This is a genomic window from Rhodococcus sp. P4_E4, assembly GCF_056401575.1.
In genome coordinates this window covers 59,545-72,656 of sequence record NZ_JBFUJB010000001.1, presented here as the reverse complement: position 1 = coordinate 72,656, position 13,112 = coordinate 59,545, and the positions used below count along the sequence as shown (strand labels likewise).

12 protein-coding genes are annotated in these 13,112 nt (G+C 62.7%); 7 read left to right on the top strand and 5 right to left on the bottom strand.

Annotated features, from left to right (window positions below; translation table 11 throughout):
* Window positions 1-86: 86 nt before the first annotated feature.
* The 6 genes from AC1DVN_RS00350 to AC1DVN_RS00325 are packed head-to-tail and all read left to right on the top strand — an operon-like array spanning window position 87 to window position 6,456.
* Window positions 87-1,166 carry an ABC transporter substrate-binding protein gene (locus AC1DVN_RS00350; RefSeq protein WP_019744955.1) on the top strand — a complete coding sequence of 360 codons (1,080 nt, stop codon included), beginning with the start codon at window positions 87-89 and terminating at the stop codon, window positions 1,164-1,166.
* Window positions 1,163-1,984, top strand: coding sequence for an ABC transporter ATP-binding protein (locus AC1DVN_RS00345; protein WP_003940477.1), 822 nt, complete (start codon window positions 1,163-1,165; stop codon window positions 1,982-1,984). The genes AC1DVN_RS00350 and AC1DVN_RS00345 overlap by 4 nt, the downstream gene beginning before the upstream one ends.
* Window positions 1,977-2,849, top strand: a complete 873-nt coding sequence (locus AC1DVN_RS00340) for an ABC transporter permease (RefSeq protein WP_030535349.1) — start codon at window positions 1,977-1,979, stop codon at window positions 2,847-2,849. The genes AC1DVN_RS00345 and AC1DVN_RS00340 overlap by 8 nt, the downstream gene beginning before the upstream one ends.
* 31 nt (window positions 2,850-2,880) lie before the next feature.
* Window positions 2,881-4,227 carry an LLM class flavin-dependent oxidoreductase gene (locus tag AC1DVN_RS00335; RefSeq protein WP_019744952.1) on the top strand — a complete coding sequence of 449 codons (1,347 nt, stop codon included), beginning with the start codon at window positions 2,881-2,883 and terminating at the stop codon, window positions 4,225-4,227.
* Complete coding sequence (locus AC1DVN_RS00330) at window positions 4,224-5,456, top strand: MFS transporter (protein ID WP_477993085.1); 1,233 nt, start codon at window positions 4,224-4,226, stop codon at window positions 5,454-5,456. Before AC1DVN_RS00335 ends, AC1DVN_RS00330 begins: the two co-directional genes overlap by 4 nt.
* Before the next feature lie 13 nt (window positions 5,457-5,469).
* Window positions 5,470-6,456 (top strand): LLM class F420-dependent oxidoreductase, encoded by a 987-nt coding sequence (locus AC1DVN_RS00325; RefSeq protein WP_020970501.1) that lies wholly within the window; start codon window positions 5,470-5,472, stop codon window positions 6,454-6,456.
* A gap of 9 nt (window positions 6,457-6,465) precedes the next feature.
* On the opposite strand, the gene AC1DVN_RS00320 is transcribed toward AC1DVN_RS00325, so the two are convergent.
* The 5 genes from AC1DVN_RS00320 to AC1DVN_RS00300 form a co-directional block, all read right to left on the bottom strand.
* Window positions 6,466-7,128, bottom strand: coding sequence for a DUF3239 domain-containing protein (locus AC1DVN_RS00320; RefSeq protein ID WP_020970500.1), 663 nt, complete (start codon window positions 7,126-7,128; stop codon window positions 6,466-6,468).
* Window positions 7,129-7,202: 74 nt separating this feature from the next.
* Window positions 7,203-9,281, bottom strand: a complete 2,079-nt coding sequence (locus AC1DVN_RS00315) for a peptidase (protein ID WP_477993083.1) — start codon at window positions 9,279-9,281, stop codon at window positions 7,203-7,205.
* Between the two features lie 102 nt (window positions 9,282-9,383).
* Window positions 9,384-11,042: a DNA repair helicase XPB gene (locus AC1DVN_RS00310; RefSeq protein ID WP_019744947.1), complete on the bottom strand. Its 1,659-nt coding sequence runs from the start codon at window positions 11,040-11,042 to the stop codon at window positions 9,384-9,386.
* Between the two features lie 180 nt (window positions 11,043-11,222).
* Window positions 11,223-12,302: an alcohol dehydrogenase catalytic domain-containing protein gene (locus AC1DVN_RS00305; protein ID WP_477993081.1), complete on the bottom strand. Its 1,080-nt coding sequence runs from the start codon at window positions 12,300-12,302 to the stop codon at window positions 11,223-11,225.
* Window positions 12,299-12,511, bottom strand: coding sequence for a hypothetical protein (locus AC1DVN_RS00300; RefSeq protein ID WP_477993079.1), 213 nt, complete (start codon window positions 12,509-12,511; stop codon window positions 12,299-12,301). Before AC1DVN_RS00300 ends, AC1DVN_RS00305 begins: the two co-directional genes overlap by 4 nt.
* A 275-nt stretch (window positions 12,512-12,786) precedes the next feature.
* On the opposite strand from AC1DVN_RS00300, the gene AC1DVN_RS00295 reads away from it, so the two are divergent.
* Window positions 12,787-13,098 (top strand): hypothetical protein, encoded by a 312-nt coding sequence (locus AC1DVN_RS00295; RefSeq protein ID WP_477993077.1) that lies wholly within the window; start codon window positions 12,787-12,789, stop codon window positions 13,096-13,098.
* Window positions 13,099-13,112: the final 14 nt, after the last annotated feature.

Below are 13,112 nucleotides of genomic sequence, written 5' to 3'. Positions count from 1 at the left end.
ACCTGCCTGTGCCGAGCGCCGCACACGGCGCTCCGGACAGGTGTAGCCGAGAACTGAACCAATCATCTTCTACAGGAAGCAACTTCATGATTCGCCCTCGTTTCGCGCGCTCGGTAGCCGCGGCCGTCGCCTTTGTCACTCTGTCCAGCCTTGCCGTTGCCTGCTCGGGCTCCTCCGACGAAGTCGTCAAGACCGCCGACGGCAAGACCGTCCTGCGGTACGAGGGCAGCACCGGACAGGTCATCTACCCCGAACTGGCCGCTGACCTCGGTTACTTCAACGACGTGGAGCTCAACTGGATCGGCGATACGACCAGCGGCCCTCAGAGCATTCAGAACGCAGCGACCGGTCAAACCGAGTTCGGCGGAGCGTTCAACGGTGCGGTGGTGAAGTTGGCTTCCGCGGGTTCACCGATCACCTCGGTCATCGGGTACTACGGCTCCGACAAGGAGAGCTTCAACGGGTACTACGTACTCGACGACAGTCCGATCAAGTCGGCGAAGGACTTGATCGGCAAGAAGGTCGGGATGAACACCCTTGGTGCGCACCACGAGTTCGTCGTCCGTGAATGGCTTGCGCGGCAGGGACTTACGCCTGACGAGATCAAGCAGGTTGAATTGATCGTCGTTCCGCCGGTCAACACGGAACAGGCGCTGCGGCAGGGACAGATCGATGTCGCCACCCTCGGCTCGGTCTTCCGTGACTCAGCGCTCGAACGCGGTGGTCTTCGCGAGCTGTTCACCGACGAATCGCTGTTCGGCTCGTTCACCTACGGCACGTTGGTGTTCCGTGACGATTACATCGCGCAGAACAAGGAGGCGGTCGCCGATTTCGTACAGGGAACAGCGAGGGCCATCCGCTGGACGCAGACGCACCCACGAGAAGAAGTGATCGCGAAGCTGACGTCGATCATCAACAGCCGCGGACGCAACGAGGACACCAAGCTCATCAGTTACTGGAAGAGCCCAGGAGTCGCCGGTCCCGGCGGAACGATCACCGATACCGAGATCAGCACGTGGATCGACTGGCTCACCCGTAACGGTGAACTCGAAGAAGGAAAGTTGAAGCCGTCGGACATCTACACCAACGAATTCAACCCGTACGCCAACGGAACGTATTCACCCGACAGCGGCGCTGACGGACAGGCACTGGAGGCAGCAAAATGAGCACAGAACCGAAACTACGGCTCGAGCACGTCACCAAACAGTTCGACATTCGTGGGACCGACGAAGTTTTCACCGCGGTCGAGGACATCAACATCGACGTGGCGCCGGGGGAGTTCCTGGTCCTCGTCGGGCCGAGTGGTTGCGGCAAGTCGACTCTGCTGGACCTCCTCGGAGGACTCAGTTCGCCCACTTCTGGTCGAATCCTTCTGGACGGCAAGCAGATCACGGGCCCAGGCTTGGATCGGGGAATCGTCTTCCAGCAATACGCGCTACTTCCATGGCGAACTGCACGTCACAATATCGAGTTCGGACTCGAAGCGAAGGGCGTGAAGAAGAGCGAACGGCGCGAGCTCGCCGAGCATTACCTCGAACTGGTCGGTCTGCAAGGTTTCGCGGATCGCTATCCGCACGAGTTGTCCGGTGGAATGAAGCAGCGAGTCGCGATCGCCCGCAGCTTGGCCTTCGATCCCGAAGTGTTGCTGATGGACGAACCATTTGCAGCGCTGGACGCACAGACGCGAGAGTCGCTGCAGGACGAGCTTCTGCGCATCTGGAAGGCCACCGGCAAGACCATCCTGTTCATCACCCACGGAATCGACGAGGCCATCTACCTCGGGCAACGTGTTGCAGTACTGACTTCGAGGCCGGGGCGCGTCAAGACGATCGTCGACATCGACATCGACCGGTCCGGCGACGACGTGCGATCAGGTGAGGAGTTCCGTGTGTTCCGGCACCGGATCTGGACGCTGCTGCACGGTGAAGTCGAGCGCGCTCGGGCCGGCGAACTCGATCCTGCCAAGGAGGTTGCACATGTCTAGCGCATTGGCGACGCCGGAGGTGGTCGCCACCCCGAAACCGTTGGCCGACAAAACACCTGACATTGCGCAGCGGAGCCAGGCCGGCGGCAAGGCGGCGCGATACATTGGTTCCACCGCCTGGCGGATTGCCAAGCCGTCGATTGCGATCGCGATCTTCCTCGGGATCTGGGAAGCGGCACCTCGGCTCGGGCTGGTGGACAAGGTCTTCCTCCCGCCTTTCACCGAAGTTGTGTCCGCATTCTTCACTCTCGCCGAGAACGGACAATTGCAAGAGCATGTTTCGGCCAGTCTGACGCGTGCCCTGACCGGATTCTTCGTGGCCATTGCGATCGCGATTCCGTTGGGAATCGCGATCGCCTGGTACCGCCCGGTCTCCGACTTCCTCAACCCGATTCTCGAATTGTTCCGCAACACAGCAGCCTTGGCTCTGCTACCCGTCTTCGTGCTGATTCTCGGAATCGGTGAGGAATCGAAGATCGCCCTGGTGATCTACGCCTGCACCTTCCCGATTCTGCTCAACACGATCTCCGGTGTGCGAACAGTGGACCCCCTGCTGATCAAGTCCGCTGCCTCGCTGGGGTTCTCCTCGATTCGGCTGTTCCAGAAGGTGGTTCTGCCCGCCGCGGTTCCCACGATCTTCACGGGTATCCGCATGGCCGCCGCGTCGTCGATTCTCGTGCTGATCGCCGCCGAAATGGTCGGGGCCAAAGCCGGTCTCGGGTATCTGATCACCGCTTCCCAACTCAACTTCCAGATCCCGAACATGTATGCGGGCATCGTCGCGATCTCGTTGTTGGGTCTGACAATCAACGCGATTCTGGTCCTGATCGAACGTCGGCTCTCGCGCTGGCGCGTCACCACCTGACCACACTTTCACGGAAAGATTCTGCGAACTCATGTCCGAACGACAATTTCATCTGAACGCCTTCCTGATGGGCGTCGGCCATCATGAGGCGGCGTGGCGCCACCCACGCACAAATGCGGCCAACCTTCTGGACGTCAAGCACTTCCAGGAACTGGGGAGAATCGCCGAGCGTGGCAAGCTGGACTCGGTGTTCTTCGCCGACGGTCTAGCAGTCGGCCCGCGGGTCAAATACAACACTCAGGCGATCTTCGAACCCGTCACCTTGCTGTCGGCGATCGCTGCGGCCACCGAGAAGGTGGGGTTGATTGCAACCGCGTCGACCAGTTACAGCGATCCGTACACTCTTGCAAGGAAGTTCGCTTCCCTCGATCACATCAGTGGCGGACGAGGCGGGTGGAACATCGTGACGTCGGCCGGCGCCGACGAGGCCGCGAACTTCGGCCTCGATGCGGTACCGACGCACAGCGGTCGTTACGAGCGCGCCGAGGAGTTTCTCGACGTGACGCTCGGACTCTGGGACAGCTGGGAAGAGGGGGCAGTTGTCCTGGACGAAGAGACCGGAATCTTCGCCGATCCTGATCGTGTCCATCGCATCGACCATGACGGTCAACGATTCACGGTGGCTGGCCCGCTCAATTCGCCGAGGTCTCCACAGGGACGTCCGCTGCTTGTACAGGCCGGTTCCTCCGAGAGCGGTAAGGATTTCGCGGCGAGGTATGCCGAAGCCGTGTTCACCGCTCAACGAACACTCGAGCAGGGGCAGGATTTCTACAACGATCTCAAAGCGAGGCTGATCAAGTACGGGCGTAGTCCCGACGAGATCAAGGTGCTGCCGGGCATCGTGCCCTTCATCGCGGATACGGAAGAAGAAGCGAAGGCTCTGGAGCAGTCGTTCACGGACCTGATCTCTCCGGAGTATTCGCTGCGCCAGCTCTCGAACATGGTGGGTGTCGATCTCACCGAGCATTCTCTGGATGCCCCGCTGCCACCGTTGCCGGACATCGATCGCATCCAAGGGAACAAGAGTCGATACCAGCTCGTCAAAGATCTTGCAGAGAGCGAAAACCTCACCGTCCGTGAATTGATCGGCAAACTCGGCGGTGGCCGCGGGCATCGGACATTTGCCGGGACACCGGAGCAGGTCGCGGACGAGTTGACCGAATGGTTCGACAAGGGCGCAGCGGACGGCTTCAACATCATGCCGCCCTATCTGCCCGGAGGGCTCGAGGTGTTCGTCGACCGGGTCGTGCCGATTCTGCAGGCGCGTGGGCTCTTCCGAACCGAGTACACCGAATCGACCCTGCGGGGCCACTACGGCCTCGATCGTCCGGCGAACCGGTTCTCGCGGGCCGCTGACGCGGCAGAAGTGAGCGCGTGACGGAAACACTGCCCAAGGAACAGCCGGCGATCGCCGGACTCAAGCCACTGGTCACAACGGTTTTCGTGCCGGCGGCCATCTTCGGGATCGGTCAGGGTGCGGCTGCCCCCATCATGGCCGTCACCGCGCGCGACCTGGGTGCATCGGTCGCCGTCGCCGGCCTGATCGTTGCGCTCGGTGGCTTGGGTGCCGTACTCGGTGACCTCCCTGCCGGCCGGATAGTGTCGCGTTTCGGTGAGCGTAGATCGATCATCGGCGGAAGTTCTTTGGGTGCAACAGGAGTGGTGATCTGTCTGCTTGCACAGACTCCGTGGATGCTCGGTATCGGCGCACTGTTGACCGGACTGGCGAATGCGGTGTGGGGCCTTGCGCGGCAGAGCTACCTCGCCGAGACCGTGCCACTCGGTCTTCGGGCCCGAGCAATGTCGTCGTTCGCCGCGATGTGGCGGTTGGGGTTCTTCCTGGGACCGCTCATCGGTGCCGGCGTGATTCTCCTGGTGGGAGCGCGCGGAGGATTCCTCGTCCAGTTGGTGGGCGTCGTGCTCGCCGGGGCGCTGATGGCCCGCGTTCCCGACCCGCCACGAAAGGTGCAGGCGGGCAACAGCGATCACGGGCACGTCACCCTCCCGGAGATCCTTCGCCGTCATCGTGCCGCTCTTTCGACGCTCGGGACAGGCTCCCTTCTGATGGGCGCCGCCCGTGCTTCGCGTGAGGCCGTTCTTCCATTGTGGGCATTACACCTCGGGTTGGATGCAGCCCAGGTGAGTGTGATCTTCGGTATCGGTGCGGCGGTGGACCTGCTGTGCTCGTATCCAGCCGGACACATCATGGACCGATACGGACGTAGGTTGGTCGCGGTGCCTTCGCTGACGGTGATCGGTGTGTCGTACCTGATGTTGCCGTTTTCGACGGGCGCAGTGGGATTGACCGTGGTCGCTGTCGTGATGGGGATCGGCAACGGACTGGGCAACGGCGTGATCATGACTCTCGGCGCTGATATCGCCCCACCCGAAGAGCGCGCCGAGTTCCTCGCTGCATGGCGATTGACGCACGACACGGGCATGTTCGGTGGGCCGCTCGCGATCGGTCTTCTCGCCGCGGTGTTCCCGCTCGGGTGGGCATTTGCCGCACTGGGCGCGACTTCGTTCGCCGGCGCGGCGATGATGTTCCGCTTCATTCCGGTCTATTCTCCGCAGGTGTCACCCCGGTCGCGCGTCGGGAAACTGTAGGTAGGCTCGCTACATGCGATTCGGACTGTTCGTACCTCAAGGCTGGCGTCTGGACCTGGTCGGCATCGACCCCGCGAAGCAGTGGGAGGTGATGCGAGACTTCACGCTGCGCGCGGAGGCAGGGCCGTGGGAGTCGGTGTGGGTCTACGACCACTTCCACACCGTTCCCCAGCCGACGGAAGAAGCGACTCACGAGGCGTGGACGTTGATGGCCGCACTCGGTGCGTCGACCTCGCGTATCCGACTCGGCCAGATGTGTACCGCCATGAGCTACCGAAACCCGGCGTACCTCGCCAAGGTCGCCGCGACCACCGACCTGATCACGGGTGGACGCGTCGAGATGGGCATCGGCGGCGGTTGGTACGAGCAGGAGTGGCGCGCGTACGGCTACGGTTTCCCCTCTGCCGGTGAGCGTCTGGGCCGCCTCGACGAAGGAATCCAGATCATGCAGCAGGCGTGGTCGACCGGCAGCTCGACGCTCGACGGCAAGTACTACCAGGTCGACGGAGCGCTGTGCCGTCCACTTCCGTTGCAAGAGGGCGGAATTCCCATCTGGGTTGCCGGTGGCGGCGAGAAGGTCACACTCAAGATCGCGGCCAAGTACGCGCAGTACACAAACTTCGACGGCACCCCGGCCGGCTTCGCGCACAAGTCCGAGATCCTGAAGAAGCACTGCGACACCGTCGGTACCGATTTCGATGCCATCGTCCGTTCGGCCAACTACAACGTGGCCATCGGCGCGACGGAAGCCGAGGTGGCTCAGCGGTTGGAGACACTGAAGGACAGACTGACGCCGTTGGTCGGCGAAGCTGCCGCCGATGCGTCGCTCGATGCATTCCGCGGAATGCCTGCCGTCGGTACACCCGAGCAGATCATCGAGAACCTGTCGGCGCTCAAGGCGCAGGGACTCGAGTACGGAATCTTCTACTTCCCCGAGGCCGCGTACGACACGTCGGGAATCGAGATGTTCGAGAAGGAAGTGCTGCCCGCGCTCGCGTAACCGTTAGGGCTAGCGCAGGGAGTCAGGAAGATCGGCCGGGTTGATCAGAACCCGGCGATCGGGGTGGGTGCGAACTTCTTCGGAGTCGGGGATCCGGCTCTGCAGGAAGTTCCACTCGCTCGCACTGACAGCTGCGATCGCGCGTGCCAGCACTGCCGAGTCCTTGGTTCCCCACTCGATCGGCATGGGGCTGACCATCTGCCACGTGTCAGCCTTGCTGCGGGTGGAACGATCCGAACGCAGTGCCACCGACGGAATGCGGTCGCCGACTCGCCACTTCGGATTGAGTCGAACGTTGCGGCTGACGAGCGCGTACTTCGGTGCTCCGGCCGCCGGCTTCGCGATGTCGATCAGTGCCGTCAGGGTCGCCGCTCGAGGGTGAACCTCGGTGACGATCGCGGGAACCAGTGGGTTGTCCGCATACAGAGATTCGACGCTTCCCACCTTGCGAGGTGCCCACAAGGCGACCCACAGTGAACTGGCCGCACCGATGGCGAGGACCGCGCCGATGATGATGGACCACACCTCACCCATGCTGATCAGCCAGGCTCCGACCGCGGCGAGGACGATCGCGAAGATCACCGCAGAAATCTGCAGGCGGCGTACGTCGGCCAGTGTGTCGTTGACCGACTTGGCGTGGGCCTTGTCGACGGTGAACTGGAAGTCAGCCACGAAAAAATCCTTCGGGTGGTGCCGGACGATCTAGGACCGGCCCCCGATCTCCCGGGAGCCGTCCACCAGCGTAGCTAGTTTCGCGCGCGCTCCCACATCTGCAGGTAAGCCTCGGCGCCACGGCTCATGTCCTCGATGATTGTGTCACCGTCGGCGCCCGCAGCAATACGCATGTCCGCGATCCAGTCGGGAATCATCCCGTACTGGGCAACGCCGTCGGTGTTCACGTCGAAAACCCTGGTGCCGGCGCGCTGCTGGTCCATGACGGTGCCGTCGAAGGCGGTGTACGGATATTGGAGCGGATTTTCGGCGGCGTCACCGCGCGGTGCGGCCTGCGGCCCGAAGCCGTTGGTGTCTGCGCCGTAGCCGAAACCGAAGTAGTAGTTCTCGCTTCGCATTGCCCGTGCGTCGCGCCACTGGTCGATGAACCCACGCTCCTCGGGCTTGTCGTCCGATGCGTCCAGTTGCCCGGCGTACAGGGCGACAAATCCGCCGAGCGCGTAGATCCGCTTGTAGAGGCTCGGGTCGCTCCAGCTGTGACTGGAAACAACACCGGAATAGTTCGCTGCTTCGAGAATGTCGAGGGCTTCTTCGGCGGTCTTGACGCTCATGTGATCGATGTCCACGATCATCCCTCGGTCCATCAAACCTCGGATCGTGTATGCGCCGAGGTCGGTCAGGCCGTGCGAATTGCATTGCGGACCAGAGGGGTACACCGGAAGCGTCACTCCGGGTGGGAGTACCGCGAGAAGATTCTGTGCGCCGTCGACCTTGGTGGGCAGCACATTGTCCTCGGCAACGCCGGTGCATGGTTCCGATTGCCAGAACTCCCCGGTGCCCAGGTAGTTGCCGATATTGACGGCCACTCCGGTGACGCCGCCGTCGAAACGGGCACCGCCGAGGGCGTTGTCGAACTTGTGCGTGACGATCATCTGCCGAACACCGAGGTCGTACAACTCGTCCAGGCCGCGGTCGATGTCGTCCTCGGTGCACTGCGGAATACCGTTGCGCACAGAGCAACCGAAGGGTTCGGACACCTCCACCCCGAGGGTGACGGCCAGCTTTCCGTCGGCGGCCACCTGCCTGGCCTGTTCAGGGGAGCTCACGATGCGGAACCAACCCCGGCCGGGACCGCCGTACTGGGCGTCGATGTAGTCCTGGAGTTCGCGTGTCTGCTGCGCCTGGATCCGGACGGTCTCCATCTCGTCACAGGGATTTCGCTTGCTCGGATACAGCTCACACAGCACACGGTTGGCGACAAAGAGATTGGTGAAGATTCGCAGACCACCACGCCAGGCGCGCTCGACCCACTTGTAGTACGTCTGCTCGTGCGTCAGTGAATCGTGCGCCGGCCAGTCGGCGAAACTCGGCCAGCCGGTGGTGTCGTGAGTTTCGAAGGGATTGCCGTACGACAGAACGTTTTCGAGGAGCGCCGGTATCCCGTCGGGTTGATGGTCCGGGCAGTCGACGAGCGCTGCGGTGACGCCCTGAGGATCGAAAGGTCGGCCGCAGTGCAGGTTTCCGCCCATGAACTCGGAAGCATTCATGTGCACGTGTGTGTCGATGAATCCGGTGACTTCACCGTTCGGTCCGATTTCTCCTGGAACGCCGTTTGCGCCCACCTCCGCTTCGGGGAAGTCGGAGCAGCCGTCGCGCGGGATCAGCGTGAACGCAGATTCGGGAACATCACCGGGATCGGACATCGTGAGCGTCAAGTCGCGCGAGATCAGTTGACGGCCGTTCGAGGTCGCGGTCAGAACGAACGATTCACCGGTGGACATCACTGTCCAGTCGGTGGAGGGAGTTGCTTCGGAAGTGGCGAGTACCGAGTCCGCGCCGTCGTGCGAGAGCATCGACCCGTCCGGGCCGTACAGCATGAAACGACCCAACTGGGCCGCATGTAGCCGGAACGGTTCGGCGTCTGCGGCTTTCGTTACGTCGGTGAGGTACGCCGACCCGTCACGACGGACGAAATCACCAGACTCGGTGCGCAGCGCGAAGCAACCGTTCGCAAGTGCGTACACCGAGTTCTGCGCGGTAGGAGCAGGACTCGGTGCCGCGGCGCTGACGCCGGTCGTGGCGACGACGACGGCGGCAGTCAGCAGCGAGATGGTTCCGGCGAGCCGACCCCGTAGACGTGGAACTGAGCGCATGGTGCTGGTGACCCCCGGCCGATGGACACGACTGTGACAGGGGACACTCTACAGGCAACTGGACGTATGTCCATTTGATTCTGCAACGTGTTGCAGAAATGCTCAGCCGATTGCAGGTCCGAGCAGGTCATCGGCGTCGGTGATCCGGTAGGCGTAGCCCTGTTCGGCGAGGAATCGCTGACGATGTGCCGCGTATTCCGCATCGAGAGTGTCGCGGGAAACCACCGAATAGAAGTGGGCCTGACCGCCGTCGTGCTTGGGTCGCAACAGTCGTCCGAGCCGCTGAGCTTCTTCCTGTCTCGATCCGAAGGTTCCCGAAACCTGCACGGCGACAGACGCCTCCGGAAGGTCGATCGAGAAGTTCGCGACCTTACTCACCACCAGCGTCTGGATCTCACCGTTACGGAACTGATCGAACAGGATCTCACGTTCCTTGTTCTTGGTGGATCCCTTGATCACCGGCGCGTTCAGGGCTTCGCCGAGTTCGTCGAGCTGATCGAGATACGCACCGATCACCAAGGTCGGGGAATCGGGGTGCTTCGCCAGAATGGACTTCACGACAGCAATTTTGGTGTGCGCCGTCGAGCACAGTTTGTAGCGCTCCTCCGGTTCGGCGACGGCATAGGACATGCGCTCGGCGTCCGTCATCGTCACTCGCACCTCGACGCAGTCTGCCGGCGCGATCCAGCCCTGCGCTTCGATGTCCTTCCACGGAGCGTCGTAGCGCTTGGGCCCGATGAGCGAGAAGACGTCGCCTTCGCGGCCGTCCTCACGAACCAGCGTTGCGGTCAGGCCGAGACGGCGGCGCGACTGCAGGTCTGCCGTCATCCGGAAGACGGGCGCGGGCAGCAAGTGGACCTCGTCGTAGATCACCAGTCCCCAGTCCCGGGAGTCGAACAGTTCGAGGTGCTTGTACTCGCCCTTCGTACGACGCGTGATCACCTGGTAGGTGGCGATCGTGACCGGCCGAATCTCCTTGCGCTCGCCGGAGTACTCGCCGATTTCTTCCTCGGTCAACGACGTGCGGGCGATGAGCTCACGCTTCCACTGACGACCGGCGACGGTATTGGTGACGAGGATGAGTGTGGTGGCTTTGGCCTTTGCCATGGCTGCTGCGCCCACCATCGTCTTGCCGGCGCCACACGGCAGCACGACGACGCCCGAGCCGCCGGCCCAGAACGAATCCGCTGCCATCTGCTGGTAGTCGCGCAGTTCCCAGTGGCCCTCTTCGAAAGCGAGATCGATCGGGTGCGCTTCGCCGTCCACATAGCCGGCGAGGTCCTCGGCCGGCCAGCCCACCTTGAGCAACATCTGCTTGAGGCGGCCGCGTTCGCTCGGGTGGACGATCACGGTGTCGTCGTCGACCTTCTCACCGAGCATCGGCGAGATCTTCTTGTGTCGCATCACCTCGGTGAGGACTGCCCGGTCGAGGCTGACCAGGATGAGGCCGTGCACCGGGCTCTTGACCAGCTGCAAGCGTCCGTACCTGGCCATCGTGTCGACGATGTCGACCAGCAGCGGTTGCGGAACTGCGAATCGTGAGAACGAAACCAGAGCGTCGACAACCTGCTCGGCGTCGTGTCCGGCGGCGCGGGCATTCCACAAGGCCAGGGGAGTGATGCGATACGTGTGGACGTGCTCGGGGGCGCGTTCGAGTTCCGCGAAGGGGGCGATTGCCTGCCTGGCATCGCCGGCGCGCTCGTGGTCGACCTCCAACAGCAGCGTCTTGTCGGATTGGACGATCAACGGTCCGTCGGTCACGGAAGCCTCCTAGTGAAACAAACGCGGCAGCCACAGAGCGTTGCACCGCGTTGTCGGCTGACGCCAACCCTGCCATTGTCCTGGTATCGGAGCGCATACGCCAACAGACGACGCTCGCACAGCCAGAAGTAGAGGTGCCCGAGTTCGGGCACCCCTACGTCAACAGGGCAGGACCAACCGCTATTCCGGGCGACCTGCGGCGGGCAGGACGAGGATCTTCACGTGCTCGTCGGGTGCGCGAAGAGCCGCAAAAGCGTCCGAGACTCCGTCGAGCCCGACACGGCCGGTAATGATCGCTTCGGCGTCGATCTCGCCGGCGGCCAACCGAGCAAGGGTGATGTCGTACGCGTTCTCGTAGGGGCCATGACCGAAGTTGATCGAGATCCTTCGGAACTGCCCGATGACGGGAACGATGGTCTCGTCGCCGAACGGCGCAGCCAGGACCTGAATCCGCGAGTTGAACGGCAGGGTGCGCATCAGTTCGCCGATGACCCCCGCCCGGCCGCTGCATTCGTAGGCGATCAGGATGCCGTTCGCGGCCTGGCCCACGAGCGGGTTGCCTTCGGCGACCATCTGATTCCACAGTTCGATCGGATCCTGTTCGAAGGGGTCGACGACGATGTCCGCGCCCATCTTCTTGGCGAGCTCGCGGCGTTTGGGGGAGGGTTCGGACGCGATGACGATCTGTGCCCCTCTCGCTTTCGCCGCGACGATGGCACCCAGTCCGATCGTCCCGCAACCGACGACGAGCGCTGAATCGGCCGAGGTGAGGCCGGACTGCTGGAGATGCATCTCGCCGACGTGTAGAGGTTCGGCCAGTGTGGCGTGCTCGAGTGACAGATGGTCGGGAACCTTGCGGACCCAGAATGCGTCGACAACGATGTGATCGCCGAACGCGCCGTGGTATTCGTTCGAGTAACCGATGATCGTCGGGATCCCGGTAGCCGTGTCGGTGGCCAAGCCGATGCCGGCCACCCGATCACCGATCATGAAATCGTCTACTGCAGAACCGGTCTCGGCGACGATGCCCGCGTATTCGTGACCCAGCACCACGGGTGCGTCTGGATCGAAGGTGGCGAGCGGGTAGCCACCGTTCTGTGCGACCTCGACGAATCGGCACGGGTCCTTCGACATGCTCAGGTCGCTGCCGCAGATTCCGCAGGCGACGACGTCGATGCGGATCTGATGGGGTGCCAACGGCGGCGCGTCGGCCATCTCGGCGACGGCGAATTCTCCCTGTTGGAATCGGACGGCCCTCATGCGCGCACGGCTCCCGTCTCGGCCGGTTGGCCGTAGTAGTCGGTATGGGCTTTGGTGATCGCTCCGACCAGCCCGCCGATCAGGTATTCGCGGTTGTCCTCGGCGAACTGCATGCTCGCCTGACGTCCGACATTCCGCTTCCGGAAGTGCGGGACCACCTCGGAGGCGAACAATTCGTAGCTGCGTTTGGTGTCCTCCCAGCTCGCCATGTCCACGTGAAGGATCAGGAACGTGCCGAACCCTCCTGTCTTCTCGATCAGACACTCGATCTGAGCGATCGCATCTTCGGGCGTACCGATGATCGCCTGACCGAACTCGCCGAGCGTGTCGTTGCGCCACTGGTCGATGATTCCGGCAGGTGTATCTGCCCAGGCAGTTTGTAATCACTTGTAGCTCAATGCTATCTGGCGCAGTCATGTCGTCTAAGGTTGTTTCAAGTCGATCAACTGAACCAGGCATTTTGAGAAGGAGCGTTGAAGAGGTCATGCGACTGGACGTCACAATCACCCCCACCTCCTCGACCGTCGAACTGAACGGGGTCGACGACTTCACCAGTCTCTCGGTCGTCGTAGGCGGCGACGATCAATCCGAGACTCTGAGTCGGGCATTGGAACCGTGGGGGGAACTCGAGGACGATCATGTCTGGCTCGACATTGCTCACCTGGAGCAAGCCGTCGCGGCCCAGGTCGGAAACGCGCAGTGGAAGCAGAAGTTCTCCGCGATGGTGGACTACGCGCGCGCCCACGGCTGGGTCGATCGCGACAACAGGGTGCGAGCACACCGTGAATCACTCTGACTCCGCGGTCAGCG